Raw genomic sequence first — 23,200 nt, 5'->3', positions numbered from 1 at the left:
CGTAGAGTCAATGTTGCGTAGAGGAATTGCACAATGAGTGAGGCTGAAGCCCGCCCAACAAATTTTATCCGTCAGATTATTGATGAAGATCTGGCGACCGGGAAACATAATACCGTTCGCACCCGTTTCCCGCCTGAGCCTAATGGTTATCTGCATATCGGTCATGCGAAATCTATCTGCCTGAATTTCGGCATTGCACAAGACTATCAGGGGCAGTGCAATCTGCGTTTTGACGATACCAATCCGGCAAAAGAAGATATCGAATTCGTTGAGTCGATCAAACACGACGTTCAGTGGTTAGGTTTCGACTGGAGCGGCGATATTCATTACTCCTCGGACTATTTTGATCAACTGCATGCTTACGCGCTGGAACTGATCAACAAAGGTCTGGCGTATGTGGATGAACTGTCTCCTGAGCAGATCCGTGAATACCGCGGTTCACTGACGTCGCCGGGTAAAAACAGCCCGTATCGCGATCGTAGCGTAGAAGAGAATATTGCGCTGTTTGAAAAAATGCGTAACGGTGAGTTCGCTGAAGGCGCTGCCTGTCTGCGTGCTAAAATCGACATGGCCTCGCCATTCTTTGTCATGCGTGATCCGGTTCTGTACCGTATTAAGTTCGCAGAACACCACCAGACCGGTAAAAAATGGTGCATCTATCCGATGTACGATTTTACCCACTGCATTTCCGATGCGCTGGAAGGGATCACCCATTCGCTGTGTACGCTGGAATTCCAGGATAACCGTCGTCTCTACGACTGGGTTCTGGATAATATTTCTATTCCCTGCCACCCGCGTCAGTACGAATTCTCCCGTCTGAATCTAGAATATTCCATCATGTCCAAGCGTAAGCTGAACCTGTTGGTAACGGAGAAGATTGTTGAAGGCTGGGACGATCCGCGTATGCCGACGGTGTCGGGCCTGCGTCGCCGGGGTTACACCGCTGCTTCAATCCGTGAATTCTGCCGTCGTATCGGTGTGACCAAGCAGGATAACAACGTTGAAATGATGGCGCTGGAATCCTGTATCCGTGACGATCTGAACGAGAATGCACCGCGCGCTATGGCAGTGATCAATCCGGTTAAAGTGATCATTGAAAACTTTACGGGTGATGCTGTGCAGTGGGTGAAGATGCCGAACCATCCGAACAAACCGGAAATGGGCAGCCGCGAAGTACCGTTTACCCGTGAGATTTACATCGATCAGGCCGATTTCCGTGAAGAAGCCAATAAACAGTACAAGCGTCTGGTGTTGGGCAAAGAAGTGCGTCTGCGTAATGCCTATGTGATCAAAGCAGAACGTATCGAGAAAGACGCAGAAGGGAATATCACCACGATTTTATGCTCTTACGATATCGACACCCTCAGTAAAGATCCTGCCGATGGCCGCAAGGTGAAAGGTGTGATCCACTGGGTTTCGGCTTCAGAAGGTAAACCGGCTGAGTTCCGCTTGTATGACCGTCTGTTCAATGTTGCCAACCCGGGGCAGGCAGAAGATTTCCTGACCACAATCAACCCGGAGTCTCTGGTGATTGCGCACGGTTTTGTTGAACCGTCGCTGGTGTCTGCTCAGGCTGAAATCAGCCTGCAGTTCGAGCGTGAAGGTTATTTCTGCGCTGACAGTCGCTACTCCGGCGCGGAACATCTGGTATTTAACCGTACCGTGGGCCTGCGTGATACATGGGAAAGTAAACCGGTCGCATAAAAGTCATCGCGATAAGGGTTTAAAAACGCAGCTCAGGCTGCGTTTTTTTATGTCCGGGTTTTATTTTGCTGCTGCAAAAAATTGGTTTTCGTCGCGAATTAATGTGTTCCCGATGTATGATTTTTAAACGCTCATTTTCAGTACTTTCTGTGGCTGAAACGTTTTAACTTTTCCTCAGTAAAACTTAGTGACTTGTTTATTCTCTCTATTTAAATAATCTGTCGGTCTGATCCTGCCTTAAGACATGTAGTTACATTTTTTCATCTTTATGTGCACTTTGTCATACTTCGATGATCAATGATTAATTACCCATTGATAATTCGCGTCGCGAAAAATACTCTTAATGTTGATTTAACCGGTTACGTCTCTGACGGCCGATTTTGATACCCGTTTGGGTTTTGCACGAAATTTTTAGTCAAAATGAGGAATCTCTATGCACAAGCACCTTAACAGGGGCAGGGGATCGGCTTACCTGAAACCTGCCATGTATTCTCTCGCCGGCACTTTACTGAGTGGCGGAATGATGTTTTCACACGAGGCCAGCGCGGCCGGTTTTATCGATGATTCCACACTGACCGGTGGCGTGTATTACTGGCAGCGTGAACGTGACCGCAAAGATTTGAACAAAACCAAAGAAGAAACCCGTCCGGATGGCTCAAAAGTCACCGTCAATAATTCCGACTACAACAAATACGCGACTAACCTTTCACACTCCACTGCTAACCTGAATCTCGATTTTTCCTCTGGTTATGCCTGGGACATGTTCGGTATCGACGTTGCGGCCTTCACCGCCATTGAATTAGCCGAAGCCAGTGACAGCACTCATCCAAACGAAATTGCATTCTCTTCTAAAAACCACGCTTATGACGAGGATTACTCAGGTGATAAAGGCGGGGTCAGTCTCTACAAAGCGGCCGGTAAATTTAAATATGGCGGATTCTGGGGACATGCGGGCTATATTCAGCCCACAGGGCAGACGTTGATCGCACCGCACTGGAGCTTCATGCCGGGGACTTATCGCGGTGCGGAAGCCGGGTATAAACATGATTTCGGTGATCCGGGTGAACTGAGTTTCTCCTATATGTGGGCCGACGAATATAAATCGCCCTGGCATCTGGAAATGGATGATTTCCGCCAGAATGATAAGAAAACCGGCGTTTCTTATATTCACTCACTCGGTGCGAAATATGACTTTAAAAATGACTTCGTGCTGGAAGGCGCGTTTGGTCAGGCTGAAAGTTATGTCGATCAGTACTTTGGCAAAGCCTCGTACAAAATAGATTTGCTGGGCAATCCGCTGACTACCAGCTATCAGTTCTATGGGGCAGAAGATCGTATCAGCGACAAAAATGATCCAAACAGTTTGTATGATGGTCTGGCCTGGTTGCAGGCGTTAACTTTCGGCTATACCACGGGTCAGTTCAACTGGCGTCTGGAAGGGACGATGGTGAAAGCGGAAGGGAACCAGGGTTACTTCCTGCAACGTATGACGCCGACGTATTCCTCTTCAAACGGCCGTCTTGATGTGTGGTGGGACAACCGTTCGGACTTCAACGCTAACGGTGAAAAAGCAGTATATGCAGGCGTGTTGTATGACCTGGCAAAATGGGATTTACCGGGCTTAGCCGTCGGTGGCTCCTATGTTTATGCATGGGATGCCAGGCCGAGCACTAACGCGGCTTACGACCAGAGTCAGCGCCTGAAAGAAAGCGCCTGGAGTCTGGATGCGCTGTACACCATTCAGGAAGGCCGTGCGAAAGGGACATTGTTCAAACTGCATTACACCCAGTATGACAATCATTCGGATATTCCAAGCTGGGGCGGCGGATACGGCAATATTTTCCAGGATGAAAAAGACGTGAAATTCATTGTTATCGCTCCATTCACTATTTTCTGAGGTCGCTATGTCGATGAATAAATTATTGATGACCGTGGTATCCGCTGTTCTGCTGGCGGGTTGTGCGCCGACAGCCGATCAGGCTGAAATATCCAAAACGCGTGAGGCTTACAGCGCCTGTATTAATACGGCGGAAGGCAATCCGGATAAACTGGCATCCTGTCAGGCGGTGCTGAATGTACTGAAACAGGAAAAAGCCCACCAAAAATTTGCGGAACAGGAAACGGTTCGCGTGGTGGATTACCAGCAGTGTCTTACGGCACGCAAAACCGGTAATGGTCAGGCGTATGCCGCAGATTGCGGAAAGATATGGCAGGAAATCCGGGCCAATAACGCTCCGAAACCGTAAAACGAATCGCAGAAATCAAACCCCGGCGTGCCGGGGTTTTTTTAGGGTTGCTGAAATCCAGACATAAAAAAACCGCTTTTCAGCGGTTAATGAATTCACAGCCTGTCGGCAACGGGGTTGCCACATGCCATATTAGTGCGCAGGTTTATCGTTGTGCAAAGACTCATCTTCGCGGCAATCACCTGCTTCACAATGACCATAGAGATACAGACTATGGTTGGTCAGTTTGATGCCGTGTTTCTTAGCAATCTCACGCTGACGGCCTTCAATATACTCATCACGAAATTCGATTACACGTCCGCAATCCAGGCAGATGAGGTGATCGTGGTGATGCTGCTGAGTCAGTTCGAATACGGACTTGCCGCCTTCGAAATTATGACGGGTAACGATACCGGCGTCGTCGAACTGGTTCAGAACGCGGTAAACCGTTGCCAGGCCAATTTCTTCACCCATATCAATTAATTGCTTGTAAAGATCTTCCGCACTAACGTGATGACCTTCCGGCGCTTGCAGCACTTCCAGGATTTTGAGGCGCGGAAGCGTGACTTTTAAGCCAGCTTTCTTCAGTGCGGTGTTGTTGTCAGTCATGCGGATTCAGTCCTGTTACTATGTGCTAATCAAGTTGAGGCATGCAGCCTGTGGCATCGGCGGCACAAATTATTCGTTTAGTCTCTTCGTTTACGCAAGTGTGCCAATTGTCGTCAACGATAGCCTGTTAATAAAGATCACAATTTGCCGGTCACATTGGTAATGCAACGACTTGATCGATAGAAAAAACAGAGGAACTCAGTGTACCTTGATACGACCGAAAGTTACAATTTTGTAGCAGTTAAATTGTTAATTTCAGTAATAGTTTGGCCCTTCAATTGTAGAATAAATCCTCAGGGCCAACAGGGTTTTTAGCCAATAATTTCAGAAAGGCTGAGTTCTTCTGTGATCTGTTTCACCCAGGCATCAACACGTTCACTGGTCAGTTCCGGCTGGCGATCTTCGTCAATTGCCAGTCCTATGAAATGCTTATCATCAGCCAGGCCTTTAGAGGCTTCAAAGTGATACCCTTCGGTAGGCCAGTGTCCGACAATCACTGCGCCGCGTGGCTCAATGATATCGCGCACGGTGCCCAGTGCATCGCAAAAATATTCGGCATAGTCTTCCTGGTCACCACAGCCAAACAGTGCAACCAGCTTACCTTCGAAATCTATCTCTTCCAGCGTTGGGAAAAAGTCGTCCCAGTCACACTGCGCTTCACCGTAATACCAGGTTGGAATACCGATAAGCAAAATATCGAATTTTTCCAGATCCTCTTTGCTGCTCTTCGCAATGTCATGCACCTCTGCAACATCTTTACCCAACTGTTTCTGGATCATTTTTGCGATGTTTTCGGTGTTACCTGTATCGGATCCAAAGAAGATACCTACAACGGCCATAAGATTACCTAACCTCTTGTTCTCAATGAAGTGCTCTGCAACGCAGGCAATAATAATGCAGATGATAGCAAACTCGTGCGGCGGAGAATATGCTTCTGCTCGCCTTCTTAGCTGGGAAATAAGTTTATCGGGCAATATTTTTAAGTGTTATCGCCTTTGTGTGCTTTCACGCAGGGTGCGTTAACCTCAGGCTGAATAAGGTCAAACGCAAATTGAAGAAATAAGTCGTCACAATACTAAATTTCGAGAATATTCCGCCGATAGATGATGCGAGAGCAATCTCAACATAATAAAGAAATCGATGCCCGGAGAGGTGTTCAAACATGTCCTGGGGCACTTGCCTGCTGGTTACCTGTCTTGATTCTCCGCATCCCCCTCAATCCTCAGGCCAGAAACAGTCATGTTTCGAGAGAGGCATATCGTGCAGTTTTTAAAAAATATTACCATCAGGGCCGCTTTGTTAACAATTCTTGGCATTTTTTGTGTCATGTGGGCGGGTGTTTCCCTATACACCGTTACCTCCCTTGACACACTGACCCAAAATACCAAAAACAGTACCGAGCTGGTCAATAATATGGCGCTGATCAATAAAGGAAATGATCAGTATTTCCGTACCGTAACTCGCCTTACGCGTGCCGTCGCACAGCTTCAGGCCGATCCGTCAAAAGGTCCGGAAATTTTTGATACCGCCAAACAATCCCTCACCGGGCTGACCCAGGCACTGGCTAATTTTAAAACGGCGCCGCATCCGGGGCTGGAAGATGTTGCCGTGCAGGAACTGATCACCAATTGGGAAAATCTGATTACCCAGGGCGTCACGCCAATGTTCGACGCAGCCTTCAGTAAGAACACGGAGTTATATAACCAGTTAGCCAACACTACCGTACCTGCACTGAGCCGCAGTTTTGGTGTCTCGATGGACAAAGTCGGCGGTCAGATCGCGGTAGATTTTGATGCATCGCAACGGCAGTCTGCCCATCTGACCTCATTCAGCAAAGTGATTCTGCTGACGGCCTTTGGTATCGGGCTGGTGATCTTATTACTGACTGACCGTTATCTGGTCATGGCGCTGGTGAAACCCTTGGATAAAATCCGTGATCACTTCGCGGTGATCGCCAGCGGCGATCTGACGCTTTATCTGGATGAGTTCGGTAAAAACTGCGCCGGTAAGCTGATTCCGTTACTGAACCTGATGCAGTCTAGCCTGGTGAATACCGTTCAGACCATCCGCAACTGCACCAATCACATCTATCAGGGCGCGTCAGAAATTTCAGCCGGAAACAATGATTTATCTTCCCGTACGGAAGAGCAGGCATCTGCACTGGAAGAAACCGCTGCCAGCATGGAAGAACTGACTGCGACGGTTAAGCACAATGCTGATAACGCTCATCATGCCAGCCAGCTGGTTATGGAAGCTTCTACCACTGCGCAGAAAGGTGGCAACATCGTGGCGGATGTGGTCAGCACCATGAAAGATATCTCCGGCAGTTCGAAGAAAATTGCTGAAATCACTTCCGTGATTAACAGCATCGCTTTCCAGACCAACATTCTGGCGCTGAATGCCGCAGTAGAAGCAGCACGTGCAGGCGAGCAGGGGCGTGGTTTTGCAGTGGTTGCCAGCGAGGTGCGCAGCCTGGCACAACGCAGTGCGCAGGCTGCAAAAGAAATCGAACAGCTCATCAGCGAATCGGTTTCCCGCGTCGACAGCGGCTCGAAACTGGTTGAAAACGCCGGTCAGACAATGAATGAAGTGGTGCGCTCAATTACGCATGTCACCGACATCATGGCGGAAATTGCGTCTGCGTCTGACGAACAAAGTAAAGGAATCAGTCAGGTAGCGGTAGCGGTCACAGAAATGGACAGCGTTACACAACAGAACGCCGCACTGGTAGAACAGGCGTCACAGGCCGCAGTATCGCTGGAAGAACAGGCTTCGTTGCTCAACAACGCCGTCGCAACGTTCAAACTGAAAGACAGCGTCACGAATGTGGGTTCACGTCCGGCGAAGTCGATTTCAGCACCCTTGTTGCGTCCTGATACCGGCAGGCTTTCGGCGAAAAGTGCTGAAAACTGGGAAACGTTCTGAGTGGGAAGACGTAAATTAGCGTGGAATAATTAAGAAAAACAAACGGGTAGCCTTATCGGGTTACCCGCTTTTCAATCAACCTTCATGACCGTTAAGATGCGACAGCAGCATCTCTTCAATCAATTCGCTACGACTGATATTGCGTTCTTCTGCCAGCTTATTGAGCATGTCAACAGCATCGGCATTCATTTTCAGCTCCACACGACGCAGGCCGCTCGCTTTATCGCGGCGTAACTGGTTGCGCTTATTGATCCTGAGCTGTTCATCACGGGATAGCGGATTTGTTTTTGGACGCCCCGGACGACGGTCATCTGCGAACAGATCAATCGTCGTGCGATCCAGTTGTTCTTTTGCCATAGGTAGAGGTACAACCAGGGAAGTTTTTACATCGGGAAACGGCAAGCCGTTCCTGACGAGCGTTTCACACATTTCGGGCTAAGAAACCCTGACCCAATTCACCCCCCGCGACTCACTGTGAGTAAAACGGGGCGGCAAAATTATAGCGCGCAATCATACACTGGCGCCCCAGGGGTTCACAACGCCTGATTGCCCTGATTTCATGATAACTTCTTAAGTTGTGCAGACTTTTTGCACAATTTATCCCCAGGATGTTAAACCTCAGGCCACATCGATGAAACGGTGCACAGCGCGCAGTACCGCATCGGGTCTTTCCGCATGCACCCAGTGACCGGCTCCCGCCACCACATGTGCTTTGGCCTGTGGAAACTGGCGGGCAATCGCGTCGCGGTATTCATCCTGCACATACGGCGATAAGCTCCCGCGGATAAACAGCGCCGGATGATCCCATGCTGGCACATCTTCCCAGCCGGTAATGGTTTCGTATTCACTGAGCAGCACGGGCACGTTGAAGCACCATTCGCCCTGGCGGAAGGACTTAAGCAAAAACTGGATCACGCCGTCTTCCTTTATATACTGGCGCATACAGTCGCTGGCAGACGTGCGGTCACGGAGTCTTGCGTCGGTCACAGCGTTAATGGCCGCGAAAATCTCATCATGACGACGGACGTGATAATCCACGGGGGCGACATCAATGGCGATCAACTTTTCGATACGATCGGGGATCCGTGCCGTCAGCGCCATCGCGGCTTTGCCGCCCATCGAATGGCCGATAACGATGATTTTTTGGAAACCAACAGCATCCAGCGTTTCTTCTAAATCTTGTGCCATGGCGGCGTAAGACATTTCATCAGAACGTCCGGACTGGCCATGATTACGCAAATCCACCTGTAACACGTTATGCTGTTGTCTCAGGTCACGGGCCAGAATACCCAGATTATCCAGGGTGCCGAACAATCCGTGGATAAGCAAAACCGGCAGTGCAGTGCTGCCAGTCACTTCAGATCCCTGCAGGCGATAATGTAATTTCATAGAGAAGTTCATACAGATAAACAATCTCATTAGGTTATCATGACTTGCGGATAATTTTTTAAAACAGAAAGTGTCTGCCAGATGCCTGAGCGGGATTTGACTACCAGGAACAGAACGGGCCGGAGCCTGCATGCAGCAAAATCGGGAAGTTGTCTGGATTTTACTTTGCAGCGCAATTCCCCTGTTTGTTACTGCGTAGAAATTTGTATAATCCTTTTGAATGAATTAAGTAGAAGAACAGTACTGGATAAAGATGAAAACTATTGAGGTTGACGAAGAACTCTACCGCTACATTGCCAGCCACACGCAGGCAATCGGTGAAAGTGCGTCTGATATTTTACGCCGTATGTTGAAGTTTACTGCCGGTCAGACCGCTCCTGACGCGCCAGCGACGACTTCTGTTATTGCCGGAACTGTTGCGCAGGAAAAACCTGCTGTCGCAGCGGCACCGACGTCGCGTGATAAAGTCCGCGCCGTCCGTGAACTGCTGTTGTCCGACGAATACGCAGAACAGACTAAAGCGGTTAATCGTTTTATGCTGATCCTCTCGACCTTGTATACCCTGAACCCTAAAGAATTTGCGACAGCGACCGACTCTCTGACCGGGCGCACGCGGACTTATTTTGCCGGTGACCAGCAAACCTTGCTGCAAAACGGCATACATACCAAACCTAAACACGTTCCCGGAACGCCGTATTGGGTTATTACGAATACCAACACAGGTCGCAAACGCAGCATGATCGAACACATCATGCAGCTCATGCAGTTCCCGGCGGAACTGACTGATAAAGTATGCGGCACCCTCTAATTTCAGCGTAAGGGAGAAGCGCCAGTGGCTAATCACCCCCGTGCAGGGCAACCTGCTCAGCAAAGCGATTTGATCAATGTGGCGCAGTTAACGTCACAGTATTACGTTCTGCAACCGGATCCGGCAAACACAGCACATGCTGTGAAATTTGGTACGTCCGGCCATCGCGGTAGTGCGTTGCGTCACAGCTTTAATGAAGCGCACATCCTGGCAATTGCTCAGGCGATTGCCGAAGTGCGTAAAGAGCAGGGTACCACCGGCCCGTGCTACGTGGGTAAAGACACCCATGCGTTGTCCGAACCGGCGTTTATCTCTGTGCTGGAAGTGCTGACCGCCAATGGCGTGGATGTCATTGTTCAGGAAGATAACGGGTTCACGCCGACCCCTGCGGTGTCGCACGCCATTCTGACGCATAACCGTCACGGCAGCGCGCTGGCGGATGGCATCGTCATCACGCCTTCACACAACCCACCGGAAGATGGCGGCATCAAATATAACCCGACCAACGGGGGGCCGGCAGATACTAATCTGACTTCCGTGATTGAGAAACGTGCTAACGCATTGCTGGCCTCAAAACTGGCAGGCGTGAAACGTCAGTCTCTGGATCTGGCGTGGAAAAGTGGCCATCTGCAAGCGAAAGATCTGGTTCAGTCGTTTATCGAAGGGCTGACCGATATCGTTGATATGGCTGCGATTCAGAAAGCGGGTCTGAAACTGGGTGTCGATCCGCTTGGCGGTTCCGGTATCGAATACTGGAAGCGTATCGCGGAACATTACCAACTGGATCTGACGCTGGTTAACGATGAAGTCGATCAGACTTTCCGTTTTATGCATCTCGACCATGACGGCGTGATCCGTATGGACTGCTCGTCTGAATCTGCAATGGCCGGTCTGCTGGCGCTGCGTGATAAATTCGATCTGGCCTTTGCCAATGATCCGGATTATGACCGCCACGGTATTGTGACGCCTGCCGGTCTGATGAACCCGAACCATTATCTGGCGGTGGCGATTCAGTATCTGTTCCAGCATCGTCCGCAATGGGGCAAAGAGGTTGCCGTCGGTAAAACGCTGGTATCGAGTGCGATGATCGACCGCGTGGTAGAAGATTTGGGCCGTAAACTGGTGGAAGTGCCGGTTGGGTTCAAATGGTTTGTTGATGGTCTGTTTGACGGCAGCTTCGGATTTGGTGGCGAAGAAAGTGCCGGGGCTTCTTTCCTGCGTTTCGACGGCACACCCTGGTCGACCGACAAAGATGGGATCATCATGTGCCTGCTGGCCGCAGAAATTACTGCTGTTACCGGCAAGAACCCGCAGGAACATTACAACGAACTGGCTGCGCGCTTTGGTGCACCAAGCTACAACCGTATTCAGGCACCTGCGACGCACGCGCAGAAAGCCGCACTGTCTAAACTCTCTCCTGAACAGGTGAAAGCTGACACACTGGCCGGTGACCCGATCACTGCCCGTCTGACCAACGCACCGGGTAACGGCGCGTCTATCGGTGGTCTGAAAGTGATGACCAAAAATGGCTGGTTTGCGGCGCGTCCGTCCGGTACGGAAGAAGCTTACAAGATCTATTGTGAAAGCTTCCTCGGTGCTGAACATCGTGAGCAAATCGAGAAAGAAGCGGTAGAAATCGTCAGTAAAGTGCTTGCCGACGCGAAATAAGCCGTTTTCTTTATCTCATCAAAGGCGCTGATTATTCAGCGCTTTTTTTTTGCCCGTTTTTTGCCGGAAGTTCAGACATAAAAAGATATATCTAAATTCGCTTCCCGGTCTTGCCAGTTTCTGAAAACCGATCTAGTTTAGATATATCGAAATGATTCGATATATCTAAATAGGACATGCACTATGTTTAGTAAAATGTTTGAGGGTCGCCATCGCGGCCACGGTAGTCGTGAAGAAGGGCATCGCGGCCATTGCCGTCATGAATCAGAATACAGCGATCACAGCGAGCGTCACATGTTACGTCGTGACGGTCGCCATCGTGGTGAAGAAGGGCGTGAACATCGCGGGCGTGGTGAAGGCCGCCGTGGTGAACGCGGTGCACACCGTCTGTTTGAACATGGCGATTTACGCCGCGTACTGCTGGCGCTGGTGGCGAAGAAACCGAGCCACGGTTACGAACTGATCAAAGCGATTGAAGAAGCCTCTTCCGGTCTTTACGTGCCAAGCCCGGGCGTGATTTACCCGACGCTGACACTGCTGGAAGAGCAGGACTTCCTTGAGCCTGTCGCCACGGGCAACGGCCGGAAAAGCTACCAGATAACGGAAGCCGGTAGAGCGGAACTGGCACAGCATCAGGCGACGGTTGATATGATTTTTGCCCGTCTGGCGGGGGCGCAGCGTCCGCGTGAAAACAACCTGGCAGAAGGCATTCAGGAATCGATGCACCGCCTGCGTCACGCGCTGCGTTCTAACATGATGCGGGCGGATTTAACGTCGGAACAGGTGGTGCGTGTGAGTGCGATTTTGCAGCAAGCCGCTGAAAGTCTGGAAGCCGAATTTGGTGAGGCCAAACCGGAGACCGACCGGCCTAAGGCATAAAGCGATAGCCCACGCCGGTTTCGGTCAGTAAATGACGTGGCCGGGTGGCATCGGCCTCCAGTTTCTGCCGCAAATGTCCCATGTAGATGCGCAGATAATGGCTGTGTTCAACATAATTCGGGCCCCAGACGTGGCTCAGTAACTGACGCTGAGTGATGACTTTACCGCTGTTGGCCAACAGTTCGGCCAGCAGGCGAAACTCAATCGGCGTCAGATGACAATCTTCACCGTTACGCTGTACGCGCCGGTTGATCAAATCCACCGTCACATCTGCAAATGTCACCAGCGGACTTTCCTGTGCGCTGCCGGTATGGCGGCGCAGGGCCACACGAACCCGCGCCAGCAGTTCACCTACGCCAAACGGCTTGGTAAGAAAATCATCGGCACCGGCATCCAGCGCCGCTATCTTGTCTTCCTCGCGGGTGCGCGCCGACAAGACGATAATCGGGATAGCGCTCCAGTGACGCAAATCGCGAATATACGTCAGGCCGTCACCGTCCGGTAAACCGAGATCGAGAATAATCAGATCCGGTTTACGGGTTCCGGCTTCAATCAGCCCGCGTTGCAGCGTTTCACTCTCAAACACCCGCAAGCCTTCCGCCTCCAGTGCTGTACGCACAAAGCGGCGGATCTCTTTTTCGTCTTCAACAATTAAAATATTTACCGGGGATGCGCTCACGATACCTCGTCGATGTCTTTTTCCATGTCACCTTCCATCTCCGGCAACGCCTCGAGCGGCAGCCTGAAACGAAAACGCGCACCGCCGTTCGGGCCATTTTCCGCCCAGATCCGTCCGTCGTGCACCTCAATAATGGCACGACAAATCGCTAATCCCAACCCCACGCCCGGAATAGCGGATTCTTTATTACCGCGGGCGAATTTTTCAAAAATAGTGTGCTCAGCGCCAGCCGGAATACCGGGACCGTTATCCCAGACTTCCATCTCCAGCCACTCCTCCAGCGGCGTGGCTTTAATGCCAATTGTCGCACCGGTTCCGGCATATTTATGGGCGTTTTCGAGCAGATTGATCAGCACCCGTTCGATCAGGCTGGCGTCGCAGTTAACCAGGACCATTTCCTGGGGTAAATCGATTTTAATATTGTCGTGCGCCAGCACCGGTTCGAGCATCCGCAATGCGCTGCCGGTGATTTCTTCCACCGACTGCCATTCTTTACGCAGATTAAATCCACCGGACTGAATACGCGCCATATCCAGCAGGTTGTTGACCAGCCGGGTAGTGCTTAGCACCTGCTGACGGATCTGGCTGGCCTGCGGTGCATGCTTTGAGCCTTCTGCGGCAAGATCCAGCGTGAGGATTTCCGCCTGGCCGAAAAGCACCGTCAGCGGTGTACGTAAATCGTGTGAAAGCGCAGAAAGCAATGAGTTACGCAGTTGTTCGCGTTCGGTTTCCAGCCGCGCCGTTTCTGCGCTGGCGGCCAGATGCAGACGTTCCAGTGCATTGGCGATCAGCACGGTAAAGGTCTGTAACAGACGCTGTTGTTCCGGTACTAACAGTTGACGGATATTCGGCGGTTCGACCGCCAGCAGGCCACGCGATTCACCGGATGCAACCAGCGGCAGAAGCTGGTAGGGCACGCCGGGCAGGGTATCCGTGCCCGCACCGGCTGGCAGTTTCTTGTCGAAACTCCAGCGGGCGATAGCATCATCTACCACAATCGAAGTCATTTCGCCGGCCGGCTGCGTCAGTTCGCCGTTCTCCTGTGGCAGCAAAATGGCGGTTTTGGCGTTCAGACTGGAAGAAATAAAGTGGCGGCTGGTCTGCGCGATGGCTTCCGGCGTCAGCGACTGACTGAGTCCTTTGGACATTTCATACAAATGCTGCGCACGTTTTTCACGGTGACGCGCGATACGTGCCTGATAACGGACGCCTGCGGTCAGATTCCCGATCAGAATGCCGACAATCAGCATTACGCCGAAGGTCACCAGGTATTGCGCGTCAGTCACCGCCAGCGAGCCGCGCGGTTGTACGAAAAACAGATCAAAGCTGACGACATTGATTACCGCCGCCAGCACCGACGGCCAGCGGCCATAAAACAGGGCAACAATCACCACGCCGAGCAGATACACCATCACCAGATTGGCCTGATCGAAAGTCGGCACCAGCCATTGCGACATCATGGTGATCACCGCGCACAGCGCCACGGCAAGAGCGCAGCCCCATAACTGGCGGCTGAAGCGATCGGCGAAAGTGCGTAAGTCCTGCTCTTTACGCAGAGGTGTTACCGGCGCGTCTTCCAGGCCGACGACGATTAAATCAAGATCGGGGGCGATTTCCGCCAGCTTGTCAGCAAAGCTGGCGCTAAATTTCCAGCGCTTTTCCCGCCGCCGGCCGGTCATAATTTTGCCCAGACGATGTTCACGGGCGTAACGCAAAATCGCCTGTTCTTCCTGCGGATCGGAGAGCGTGGCAGTTTCTGCCCCCAGTTCCTGCGCCAGTTTCAGGGAATGCAGAATGGCGCGGCGCTGGCCTTCAGGTAAACGGTGCAGGCGCGGGGTTTCAACATATACGGCGTGCCAGACACAGCCGAGGCGCGCTGCGAGGCGCGAGGCGACGCGGATTAATTTCTCATTACCCCCGCTGTGACCGATACACAGCAACAGTGCATCACGGGTATGCCAGACACGACTGACACCCTGATCATCGCGGTATTCGCGCATCTGGTCGTCAACCCGGTCAGCAGTACGACGCAGGGAAAGCTCCCGCAGGGCAATCAGATTGCCTTTACGGAAAAAGTGTTCGATGGCGCGTTCGGCCTGACCGGGGATATAAACTTTACCTTCTTTGAGACGCTGACGCAGGGAGTCAGGCGGTAAATCTACCAGCACCACTTCGCTGGCATCATCAAACAAACGGTCGGGAACCGTTTCACGAATAATGATACCGGTGACGCCGCTGACCACATCGTTCAGGCTTTCCAGATGCTGAACGTTCACGGTGGTAAACACATCGATACCGGCATCAAGCAACTCTTCGACATCCTGCCAGCGTTTCGGATGGCGCGATCCGGCGGCGTTACTGTGCGCCAGTTCGTCCATCAGGATCAGGGCAGGGCGGCGGGCCAGGGCGGCATCAAGGTCAAACTCCTGAACCTGACGTCCGCGATGATGAATACGTTTCGGCGGTAACAGAGAAAGCCCCGGCAGCAGCGCCTGCGTTTCCTGCCGTCCGTGAGTTTCCACTACGCCAACCAGCACGTCGAGGCCGGTGGCGCGCAGGCGCTGCGCTTCCTGCAACATGGCAAAAGTTTTCCCGACGCCTGCACAGGCGCCGAAAAAGACTTTCAGTTGTCCGCGTGGCTTCTCATTGGCGAGCGCCAGCAGGCTGTCGGGATCGGGTCTTTCGTCTGTCATATCATCCTGTCAGGTTGGTTGATAAGTTAGTTTGCTTTCAGTTCATCCAGCGCTAAGTTCAGTCCGAGCACGTTCACGACGTCCGGGCCGAGGTAACCAATCAGTGGTGAGGAGGTATTATCATCAATCAATTTATTCACTTGCGCCAGTGGCAGCCCGCGCGCGGTGGCAATGCGCGGAGCCTGCCACTGTGCCGCTTCCACCGAAATCTGCGGATCCAGCCCGCTGGCGCTGGCAGTGACCAGATCCACCGGCACGGCCGCCGGACTTTGCGGATTGGCTTTTCGCAGCATCGCCACGCGGTCTTTCACTGCCTGATCCAGCGCCGGGTTACTGGCAGCCAGATTGCTCCCTCCCGACGCCATCGGGTTATACGGTGAATCAGAGGTAACTGACGGGCGGCCCCAAAAGTAATCATTGCGGGTAAAATTTTGCCCGATGAGTTCTGAGCCAATCACTTTATTGCCGCCGTCTTTTATCAGCGAACCCGTTGCCTGCTGGCGGAATACCAGCTCTGAAACGCCGGTGGTCAGCAGCGGATACGCCACGCCGGTTATCAGCGTCAGCAGAACCGTCATCACCAGAGCCGGGCGTACATAGTTCATTCTTCTTACGGACATAATGGTCTTCCTCAAAAATCAGCTCAGATGTAAAACGGTCAGGATCACGTCGATCAGCTTGATACCGGCGAACGGCACCAGCAGACCCCCTGCACCATAAATCCACAGGTTACGGCGCAGCAGCGCGGCGGCACTCATGGCTTTATAGCTCACACCTTTCAGCGCCAGCGGTATCAGGAACACAATCACCAGCGCGTTGAAAATAACCGCCGACATAATGGCTGAAGACGGCGATGTCAGGTGCATGACGTTCAGCGCGTTCAGTTGCGGATAAGTGGCTGCAAACGCTGCCGGGATAATGGCGAAATATTTCGCCACGTCGTTGGCGATACTAAAGGTAGTCAGTGAGCCGCGCGTCATCAGCATCTGTTTACCGATATGCACCACTTCAATCAGCTTGGTCGGGTTGGAATCGAGATCGACCATGTTCCCGGCTTCTTTCGCTGCCTGCGTCCCTGAGTTCATCGCCACTGCGACATCGGCCTGCGCCAGCGCGGGCGCATCGTTGGTGCCGTCGCCGGTCATCGCCACCAAACGGCCTTCTGACTGATACTGACGGATCAATGCGAGTTTGGCTTCCGGCGTCGCTTCTGCCAGAAAATCATCCACACCCGCTTCGGCGGCGATGGCCGCAGCAGTCAGGCGGTTATCCCCGGTGATCATCACCGTTTTGATGCCCATTTTGCGCAGCTCGGCAAAGCGCTCCTTGATGCCGCCTTTAACGATATCTTTCAGCTCAACCACGCCCAGCACTTTTGCGCCTTCGACGACCACCAGCGGCGTGCCGCCTTTACGCGCCACATTCTCCACCAGACCATCGACGGCTTTCGGGAAGGTACCGCCGTTAGATTGCACATGACGACGGATCGCATCCACCGCGCCTTTACGGATGCTGCGTTCACCCACGTTGACGCCGCTCATGCGGGTTTGCGCGGAGAAGGGCACGAAGGTCGCATTCAGTGAATGAATATCGCGTTCGCGCAGGTTAAAGCGTTGCTTCGCCAGCACCACGATACTGCGACCTTCCGGCGTTTCATCGGCCAGAGAGGATAACTGCGCGGCATCGGCCAGTTCCTGTTCCGTTACCTGCGGCGCGGGCAGAAACTGCGATGCCTGACGGTTACCGAGCGTGATGGTGCCGGTTTTATCCAGCAGCAACACATCTACGTCACCGGCGGCTTCCACCGCACGGCCGCTGGTCGCGATAACGTTAGCTTCCAGCATGCGGCTCATGCCCGCCACGCCGATAGCCGACAGCAATCCCCCGATAGTGGTCGGGATCAGACACACCAGCAGCGCGACCAGCACGGTCACGGTGACCGGGATACCTGCATGGCTTGCGCTGACGCTAAACAGCGAGAACGGATAGAGTGTCGCGGTAGCCAGCACGAACACCAGCGTCAGTGCCACCAGCAAAATGGTCAGCGCCACTTCGTTTGGCGTCTTGCGGCGTTTCGCCCCTTCGACCATTGCAATCATCCGGTCAAGGAAAGTATCGCCGGGGTTAGCCGAACATTCGACCACCAGCCAGTCTGACAAAACGCGCGTCCCGCCGGTCACTGAGGAGAAGTCCCCGCCGGATTCGCGGATCACCGGCGCAGATTCGCCGGTAATGGCACTCTCATCCACTGACGCACCGCCGATCAGCACTTCCCCGTCGCACGGCACGGTATCGCCTGCTTCGATCAACACATAATCGCCTTTGCGCAGGGTATCGGCGGCAACCTTAATTACCGGTGATTCAGGGCGCGGTTCGTAGATTTTTTTCGCCCAGCTGGTTTTCTGCACGCCTTTCAGACTCTGCGCCTGTGCCTTGCTGCGGCCTTCAGCCAATGCTTCGGCGAAGTTGGCAAACAGCACGGTGAACCACAACCACAGGGATACGCTGCCGGTAAAAGCCGCACTGCCGTCGGTGCGGTGCATCAGAATCGCCAGCCAGATAAGCGTGGTCAGAATGCTGCCCAGATACACCACGAACATCACCGGATTACGCCACTGAACGCGGGGATCGAGCTTTTTCACCGAATCCAGCAGGGCAGTACGGATCAGACGGGGTTCAAATAACGCACGTTGTTTACGACTCATCTTTTTAGTCTCTATATTCATCAGTTCAACGAGTTACGCAGCATTACTGTGCTGACCAGACTTGCAAATGTTCTGCCACCGGTCCCAGCGCCAGCGCCGGAATAAAGGTCAGTGCACCGACTAACAACACGGTGCCGACCAGCAGACCGATAAACAGCGGGCCAGACGTTGGCAGGGTGCCATTGCCGGCCTGCTGGCGTTTTTTCATCACCAGCGAACCGGCAATCGCCAGCACCGGAATGATGACGCCGAAGCGGCCAAAGAACATGCAGAAAGCCAGCAACAGGTTGTAGAACGGTGTATTGACGCTCAGCCCGGCAAACGCACTACCGTTGTTATTGGCGGCGGAAGACACCGCATACAGCACTTCGCTGAAACCATGCGCGCCGGGGTTTAAAATCCCGGCGCGGCCGGCGTCGGTGACCAGCGCCAGTGCGGTGCCGAGCAGCACCAGCGTGGGTGTCACCAGGATCGCCAGTGCGGTCATCTTCATGTCGTAAACGTCGATCTTCTTACCGAGATATTCCGGTGTACGGCCAATCATCAGTCCCGCAATAAACACCGTCAGCAGCACAAACAGCAGCATGCCGTACAGACCGGAACCCACGCCGCCGAATACCACTTCACCAATCTGCATCAGCCACATCGGTACCATGCCACCGAGTGCGGTAAAGGAATCGTGCATGGCGTTAACCGCACCGCACGAGGCCGCCGTGGTGACGACGGCGTACAGCGCGGAGGCCAGAATGCCGAAGCGGCTTTCCTTTCCTTCCATATTAAAATTGCTGCCTGCACCCAGCGCAGTGAAATGCGGATTGCCTTTGAGTTCGGCGTACATCACCACCACTACCGACACCACAAAGATCACCGACATCGCCCAGACCAGTGCGTGGCCCTGACGGTTGTCGCCAACCACGCGGCCAAAAGCGAAGCACAATGCACAAGGGATAATGAAAATCGCCAGCATCTGCACCATATTGGTCAGTGCGGTCGGGTTCTCAAACGGATGGGCTGAGTTGGCACCGAAGAAGCCGCCGCCGTTGGTGCCGAGCATTTTGATCGCTTCCTGAGAAGCCACCGGGCCCATCGGTAAGGTCTGTTGCAGGCCTTCCAGCGTGGTGATGTGCTGATACGCTTCGAAGTTTTGCAGTACCCCCTGACTGACGAAAAACAGTGCCAGCAGGAAAGCCACCGGCAGCAACAGATACAGCGTGATGCGCCATAAATCCGTCCACGCATTACCAATGGTCTGTGCTGAAGGGCGTGCAAAAGCACGGATCAGCGCAAATGCCACGGCGATACCGGTCGCTGCGGAGAGGAAGTTTTGCACCGTCAGCCCGACCATCTGGCTGAGATAGCTCAGTGTGCTTTCGCCGCTGTAAGCCTGCCAGTTGGTGTTGGTCACGAAACTCACTGCGGTGTTAAAGGCCAGATCCCATGACAGCCCGCCAAAATGCTGTGGGTTCATCGGCAATACACCCTGTGCCATCAGCATCGTCATCAGCACAACAATGCCCAGGATGTTAAATACCATGATCGCCAGTGCGTACTGCCACCAGTTCATTTCAGCATTACTGCTGCCAGACGTGCGTAAAACACCGTTTTCTATGCGCTGAATAAATGCGCCGGGCTGTCCTTCAATCAGTTGAGCAATAAAGTTACCCAGTGGTTTTGCCAGCAGCAAAAGCACCAGCATAAAACTGGCAATCAGTAAGAATCCGGTTGCGGCCATTTAAAAATCCTCCGCATTCAGCAGGGCATAAACCAGATAGCCGAGCAGCAGAAGAACCAGTAATGCGCCGCAGATTACGCCAACAGTCACAATCCACCTCCACAGGTGTGTTTTTATGTTGTGGCGAGAATAAGGAAAGGCGGGAAAAGATCCTGAAAAGAAAGAGTTGAACAGTGTAAAAAAAGTATAAAAATGCGCAAAAATGAAACCTAAAAGAAACTTGAGTTGCGTATTTATTTAACCATTCTGTAACTAAATTACGGAGACAGAGTAAAATTGGCGAAAATTTACACATAAAAGTGGTCAGATGAGTAGTAAAATTTCATCAATTGCGGTATATTTTTCGCAACTTACAGTGTTCAAAAACTTTCCACATTTCACAGGAGCAACGCGATGAATGATTACACGCCATACACGATGACCCGCATACTGGCCCGCCGCGCTTTTGTTATTGCCGCCGGAGTTCTGGCCCTGCCGGTCATGCTGTTCCGCGCTGACCGCGCCCGTTTTTACAGCTATTTACACCGCGTCTGGATGAAAACCAGCGATAAGCCGGTGTGGCTGAGTCATGCCGAGATGGCGACACAAGACTTTTATTAATTTAGCTCCCTCCCCTGCGAAGGGGAGGTGCCAAAAGAAACCCCGTTCCTCCAGCGGGGTTTTTTTATTGCCCGCCGATAAACCTGTACAAGATTATTTTTATGTATAAGTTGTGCTAAGATTATACGTAAGGGTGATGAATCAACGCCGCCTCTCTTTTCTTCTTTCAATGCAAGGTGCCGACAATGACGAAAACAATTCCGATTGGTATCAGTGCATGCCTGCTGGGTGAAAATGTCCGCTTTGATGGCGGGCATAAACGTCTGGCGTTTGCCGTAGAGCAACTGGCGCCTTATGTGCGCTTCGAACCTATCTGCCCGGAAATGGCGATCGGCCTGCCAACGCCCCGCCCGGCGTTGCGTCTGGTTAAAATGGACGACAGTATCGTGATGCGTTTCAGTAACGACGAGACCGTTGACGTCACCGAAAAAATGCAGCATTACGCCGAAAAACGTGTGGCACCGCTGACCGGCTTGTGCGGTTATATCGTCTGCGCGAAATCCCCGAGCTGCGGGATGGAGCGGGTCCGGGTATACAGCGCCAACGGTAAAGATGCCAAAAAATGCGGCGTCGGGCTGTATACCGCCGAGCTGATGAAACAGCATCCGTGGCTGCCGGTGGAAGAAGACGGCCGGTTAAACGATCCCGTACTGCGGGAGAATTTTGTTGAGCGCGTTTTTGCGCTGTTTGAACTGAATCAGCTTCGCGAAGGTGGCCTGACACGCGGCAAACTGATGGCCTTCCACTGTCGTTATAAACTCATTTTACTGGCCCATTCTCAGCCCGAATATCGTGAGCTGGGGCGCTTTGTGGCTGCGATGGCTGAATGGGATTCCCTTGAGAACTATTTCACCGAATACCGGTTACGGCTGATGAATCTGATGAGCCACAAAGCTACGCGCCGTAATCACACCAATGTGCTGATGCACGTACAGGGATATTTCCGTAAACAGCTGAGTCCGGCACAACGACAAGAACTTGCCGGGCTTATTGATCGTTACCGTCAGGGAATGCAGCCGTTGCTGGCGCCGATTACCTTGCTGAAACATTATATGTCTGAATACCCGGATGCCTACCTGGCTGACCAGCGTTATTTCGAGCCTTATCCGGAAGCCTTAAAGCTTCGATACGGACATTAAAAGGAAAATTATGACCACGCATTTAGTCTGGTTTCGTAATGATTTGCGGGTAACCGACAATCGCGCGTTGCATGCCGCCTGTGAAGATCCGCAGGCGCGTATTATTGCCGTATTTATAGCCACACCGGAGCAGTGGAAACGACATGAAATGGCGCCGCGACAGGCAATGTTTATTTATCAGCACCTTCAGGTGTTACAACATGCGCTGGCTGAACGTGGTATTCCCCTGCATTACCACCAGTGTGACGATTTTGCCGACAGCGTGGCGTGGCTGAAAGATTTCTGCAAAGCCGAAAAGGTGGAATCGCTGTTTTATAATAAACAGTATGAAATCAATGAGCGCCAGCGGGATGTCGCGCTGGAGAAGGCGGTCTGCGGGTCGGTAGTGTGCCAGGCCTTCGATGACAGCCTGCTGTTGCCACCCGGCTCCGTGACCACCGGAAACGGGGAGATGTATAAGGTTTACACGCCGTTTCGTCGGGCGTTTTTATCCCGTCTCACTGAATCTGACAGCCGTTCGCTGCCTGCGCCGCAAATCCGTGAGCATACCGGAAAAGTGGTCATCCATCCGCTGATGCCGTTCGATTATCCGCTGGAAGATATCGGCGATGATTTTGCTGTCGGCGAAGAAGCAGCGCGCAACCAGTTGCGCCGTTTTTGCCGGGAGCAGGTGCAGGATTATCTCAGTCAGCGCGATCTGCCGGCCGCCGGTGGCACCAGTTCGTTGTCGCCGTATCTGGCGATTGGTGTGCTGTCGCCGCGCCAGTGCCTGAACCGTCTGCGAACGGAATGTCCGCAGGTGCTGGAGAAAACCGACAGCGGCGCATTTGGCTGGCTGAATGAACTGGTGTGGCGCGAGTTTTATCGTCATCTGATCGTCGCCTGGCCGAAACTTTGCAAACATCAGCCCTTCCTTGAATGGACGGATAACGTGCGGTGGCGTCACGCCCCGGATGATTTACAGGCGTGGAAAGAAGGAAAAACCGGTTATCCCATTGTGGATGCGGCCATGCGGCAACTGAATACGACGGGCTGGATGCATAACCGTCTGCGCATGATTGTCGCCAGTTTTCTGGTGAAGGATTTACTGATCAACTGGCGCGAAGGCGAGCGCTATTTCATGTCGCAACTGCTGGATGGCGATCTGGCGGCTAACAACGGCGGCTGGCAATGGGGCGCTTCTACCGGCACAGATGCTGCGCCGTATTTCCGTATTTTCAATCCGACAACTCAGGGCGAACGTTTTGACAAAGCCGGACGCTTTATCAAAGCCTGGGTGCCGGAACTGTCGGATGTGCCGGAAAGAGACATTCATCAACCGCATCGCTGGGCGGAAAAATACCGGCGCGTGTTAGACTATCCACTGCCGGTTATTGATCACGCGCGGGCGAGAAAAGACACGCTTGCAGCCTTTGAGGCGGCAAAAAACCGGTCAGACTGACTTT

The 23,200-nt window shown here is 52.7% G+C and carries 20 protein-coding genes; 10 read left to right on the top strand and 10 right to left on the bottom strand.

Translation table 11 applies throughout. The features are described from left to right. The first annotated feature begins 33 nt into the window (after window positions 1–33). From glnS to chiQ, 3 genes are all read left to right on the top strand, one after another. Window positions 34–1,704, top strand: coding sequence for a glutamine--tRNA ligase (gene glnS / locus ETV65_RS06350; protein ID WP_129952041.1), 1,671 nt, complete (start codon window positions 34–36; stop codon window positions 1,702–1,704). 484 nt (window positions 1,705–2,188) lie between these two features. Beyond that, window positions 2,189–3,601 (top strand): OprD family outer membrane porin, encoded by a 1,413-nt coding sequence (locus ETV65_RS06345; protein WP_238483020.1) that lies wholly within the window; start codon window positions 2,189–2,191, stop codon window positions 3,599–3,601. A gap of 13 nt (window positions 3,602–3,614) precedes the next feature. Then, window positions 3,615–3,950, top strand: coding sequence for a ChiQ/YbfN family lipoprotein (gene chiQ, locus ETV65_RS06340; protein WP_165383701.1), 336 nt, complete (start codon window positions 3,615–3,617; stop codon window positions 3,948–3,950). A gap of 132 nt (window positions 3,951–4,082) precedes the next feature. On the opposite strand, the gene fur is transcribed toward chiQ, so the two are convergent. After that, window positions 4,083–4,538, bottom strand: a complete 456-nt coding sequence (gene fur / locus ETV65_RS06335; RefSeq protein ID WP_015698140.1) for a ferric iron uptake transcriptional regulator — start codon at window positions 4,536–4,538, stop codon at window positions 4,083–4,085. Between the two features lie 311 nt (window positions 4,539–4,849). Then, on the bottom strand, window positions 4,850–5,377 hold the full coding sequence (gene fldA, locus ETV65_RS06330) for a flavodoxin FldA (protein ID WP_013576468.1): 528 nt from the start codon (window positions 5,375–5,377) through the stop codon (window positions 4,850–4,852). Between the two features lie 421 nt (window positions 5,378–5,798). Here fldA and ETV65_RS06325 point away from each other — a divergent pair, with 421 nt between their 5' ends. Further along, complete coding sequence (locus ETV65_RS06325) at window positions 5,799–7,463, top strand: methyl-accepting chemotaxis protein (RefSeq protein WP_129952038.1); 1,665 nt, start codon at window positions 5,799–5,801, stop codon at window positions 7,461–7,463. Between the two features lie 75 nt (window positions 7,464–7,538). On the opposite strand, the gene ybfE is transcribed toward ETV65_RS06325, so the two are convergent. Beyond that, window positions 7,539–7,820, bottom strand: a complete 282-nt coding sequence (gene ybfE, locus ETV65_RS06320) for a LexA regulated protein (protein ID WP_015690259.1) — start codon at window positions 7,818–7,820, stop codon at window positions 7,539–7,541. A 261-nt stretch (window positions 7,821–8,081) separates the two neighbouring features. Further along, entirely contained in the window at window positions 8,082–8,864 is a 783-nt protein-coding gene (ybfF, locus tag ETV65_RS06315; protein WP_129952149.1) for an esterase, read from the bottom strand. Between the two features lie 241 nt (window positions 8,865–9,105). Between ybfF and seqA the strand changes: the two genes are divergently transcribed. From seqA to ETV65_RS06300, 3 genes are all read left to right on the top strand, one after another. Further along, a complete protein-coding gene (gene seqA / locus ETV65_RS06310) occupies window positions 9,106–9,660 on the top strand; it encodes a replication initiation negative regulator SeqA (protein ID WP_129952037.1) in 555 nt (184 codons plus the stop codon). Window positions 9,661–9,684: 24 nt separating this feature from the next. After that, window positions 9,685–11,328 carry a phosphoglucomutase (alpha-D-glucose-1,6-bisphosphate-dependent) gene (gene pgm / locus ETV65_RS06305; protein WP_129952036.1) on the top strand — a complete coding sequence of 548 codons (1,644 nt, stop codon included), beginning with the start codon at window positions 9,685–9,687 and terminating at the stop codon, window positions 11,326–11,328. 294 nt (window positions 11,329–11,622) lie between these two features. Then, complete coding sequence (locus ETV65_RS06300) at window positions 11,623–12,207, top strand: PadR family transcriptional regulator (protein ID WP_240782816.1); 585 nt, start codon at window positions 11,623–11,625, stop codon at window positions 12,205–12,207. On the opposite strand, the gene kdpE is transcribed toward ETV65_RS06300, so the two are convergent. Genes kdpE through ETV65_RS06270 form a run of 6 tightly spaced genes read right to left on the bottom strand, consistent with a single transcriptional unit; the run spans window position 12,197 to window position 20,106 of the window. After that, a complete protein-coding gene (gene kdpE / locus ETV65_RS06295; RefSeq protein ID WP_129952034.1) occupies window positions 12,197–12,886 on the bottom strand; it encodes a two-component system response regulator KdpE in 690 nt (229 codons plus the stop codon). The two genes, ETV65_RS06300 and kdpE, sit on opposite strands and share 11 nt — an antisense overlap. Next, window positions 12,883–15,579, bottom strand: a complete 2,697-nt coding sequence (gene kdpD / locus ETV65_RS06290) for a two-component system sensor histidine kinase KdpD (RefSeq protein WP_129952033.1) — start codon at window positions 15,577–15,579, stop codon at window positions 12,883–12,885. The genes kdpE and kdpD overlap by 4 nt, the downstream gene beginning before the upstream one ends. 26 nt (window positions 15,580–15,605) lie before the next feature. Further along, complete coding sequence (kdpC, locus tag ETV65_RS06285) at window positions 15,606–16,199, bottom strand: potassium-transporting ATPase subunit KdpC (protein WP_129952032.1); 594 nt, start codon at window positions 16,197–16,199, stop codon at window positions 15,606–15,608. A gap of 18 nt (window positions 16,200–16,217) precedes the next feature. Continuing rightward, window positions 16,218–18,284 carry a potassium-transporting ATPase subunit KdpB gene (gene kdpB / locus ETV65_RS06280; RefSeq protein ID WP_129952031.1) on the bottom strand — a complete coding sequence of 689 codons (2,067 nt, stop codon included), beginning with the start codon at window positions 18,282–18,284 and terminating at the stop codon, window positions 16,218–16,220. Between the two features lie 43 nt (window positions 18,285–18,327). Continuing rightward, window positions 18,328–20,016 carry a potassium-transporting ATPase subunit KdpA gene (gene kdpA / locus ETV65_RS06275; protein WP_129952030.1) on the bottom strand — a complete coding sequence of 563 codons (1,689 nt, stop codon included), beginning with the start codon at window positions 20,014–20,016 and terminating at the stop codon, window positions 18,328–18,330. Further along, entirely contained in the window at window positions 20,017–20,106 is a 90-nt protein-coding gene (locus tag ETV65_RS06270; protein ID WP_101075733.1) for a K(+)-transporting ATPase subunit F, read from the bottom strand. 303 nt (window positions 20,107–20,409) lie between these two features. On the opposite strand from ETV65_RS06270, the gene ETV65_RS06265 reads away from it, so the two are divergent. From ETV65_RS06265 to phrB, 3 genes are all read left to right on the top strand, one after another. Next, window positions 20,410–20,616 carry a YbfA family protein gene (locus tag ETV65_RS06265; protein ID WP_013576456.1) on the top strand — a complete coding sequence of 69 codons (207 nt, stop codon included), beginning with the start codon at window positions 20,410–20,412 and terminating at the stop codon, window positions 20,614–20,616. A 185-nt stretch (window positions 20,617–20,801) separates the two neighbouring features. Beyond that, a complete protein-coding gene (locus ETV65_RS06260; RefSeq protein WP_129952029.1) occupies window positions 20,802–21,755 on the top strand; it encodes a 2-thiouracil desulfurase family protein in 954 nt (317 codons plus the stop codon). Window positions 21,756–21,765: 10 nt separating this feature from the next. Further along, window positions 21,766–23,196, top strand: coding sequence for a deoxyribodipyrimidine photo-lyase (gene phrB, locus ETV65_RS06255; RefSeq protein WP_129952028.1), 1,431 nt, complete (start codon window positions 21,766–21,768; stop codon window positions 23,194–23,196). Window positions 23,197–23,200: the final 4 nt, after the last annotated feature.

This window comes from Rahnella sp. RFA10(1/100) (assembly GCF_004195115.1).
Taxonomy (GTDB): Bacteria; Pseudomonadota; Gammaproteobacteria; order Enterobacterales; family Enterobacteriaceae; genus Rahnella; species Rahnella perminowiae.
The sequence above is the reverse complement of the archived record's forward strand: the minus strand, read 5'-3'. Positions and strand labels throughout refer to the sequence as shown.

What these genes read in the sequence shown, in the direction of transcription:
- glnS (WP_129952041.1), top strand. Translation starts at nt 34, where the DNA reads ATGAGTGAGGCTGAAGCCCGCCCAACAAATTTTATCCGTCAGATTATT.
- ETV65_RS06345 (WP_238483020.1), top strand. Translation starts at nt 2,189, where the DNA reads ATGTATTCTCTCGCCGGCACTTTACTGAGTGGCGGAATGATGTTTTCA.
- chiQ (WP_165383701.1), top strand. Translation starts at nt 3,615, where the DNA reads ATGAATAAATTATTGATGACCGTGGTATCCGCTGTTCTGCTGGCGGGT.
- fur (WP_015698140.1), bottom strand. Translation starts at nt 4,538, where the DNA reads ATGACTGACAACAACACCGCACTGAAGAAAGCTGGCTTAAAAGTCACG.
- fldA (WP_013576468.1), bottom strand. Translation starts at nt 5,377, where the DNA reads ATGGCCGTTGTAGGTATCTTCTTTGGATCCGATACAGGTAACACCGAA.
- ybfE (WP_015690259.1), bottom strand. Translation starts at nt 7,820, where the DNA reads ATGGCAAAAGAACAACTGGATCGCACGACGATTGATCTGTTCGCAGAT.
- ybfF (WP_129952149.1), bottom strand. Translation starts at nt 8,864, where the DNA reads ATGAACTTCTCTATGAAATTACATTATCGCCTGCAGGGATCTGAAGTG.
- seqA (WP_129952037.1), top strand. Translation starts at nt 9,106, where the DNA reads ATGAAAACTATTGAGGTTGACGAAGAACTCTACCGCTACATTGCCAGC.
- ETV65_RS06300 (WP_240782816.1), top strand. Translation starts at nt 11,623, where the DNA reads ATGTTACGTCGTGACGGTCGCCATCGTGGTGAAGAAGGGCGTGAACAT.
- kdpD (WP_129952033.1), bottom strand. Translation starts at nt 15,579, where the DNA reads ATGACAGACGAAAGACCCGATCCCGACAGCCTGCTGGCGCTCGCCAAT.
- kdpC (WP_129952032.1), bottom strand. Translation starts at nt 16,199, where the DNA reads ATGTCCGTAAGAAGAATGAACTATGTACGCCCGGCTCTGGTGATGACG.
- kdpB (WP_129952031.1), bottom strand. Translation starts at nt 18,284, where the DNA reads ATGAGTCGTAAACAACGTGCGTTATTTGAACCCCGTCTGATCCGTACT.
- kdpA (WP_129952030.1), bottom strand. Translation starts at nt 20,016, where the DNA reads ATGGCCGCAACCGGATTCTTACTGATTGCCAGTTTTATGCTGGTGCTT.
- ETV65_RS06265 (WP_013576456.1), top strand. Translation starts at nt 20,410, where the DNA reads ATGAATGATTACACGCCATACACGATGACCCGCATACTGGCCCGCCGC.
- ETV65_RS06260 (WP_129952029.1), top strand. Translation starts at nt 20,802, where the DNA reads ATGACGAAAACAATTCCGATTGGTATCAGTGCATGCCTGCTGGGTGAA.
- phrB (WP_129952028.1), top strand. Translation starts at nt 21,766, where the DNA reads ATGACCACGCATTTAGTCTGGTTTCGTAATGATTTGCGGGTAACCGAC.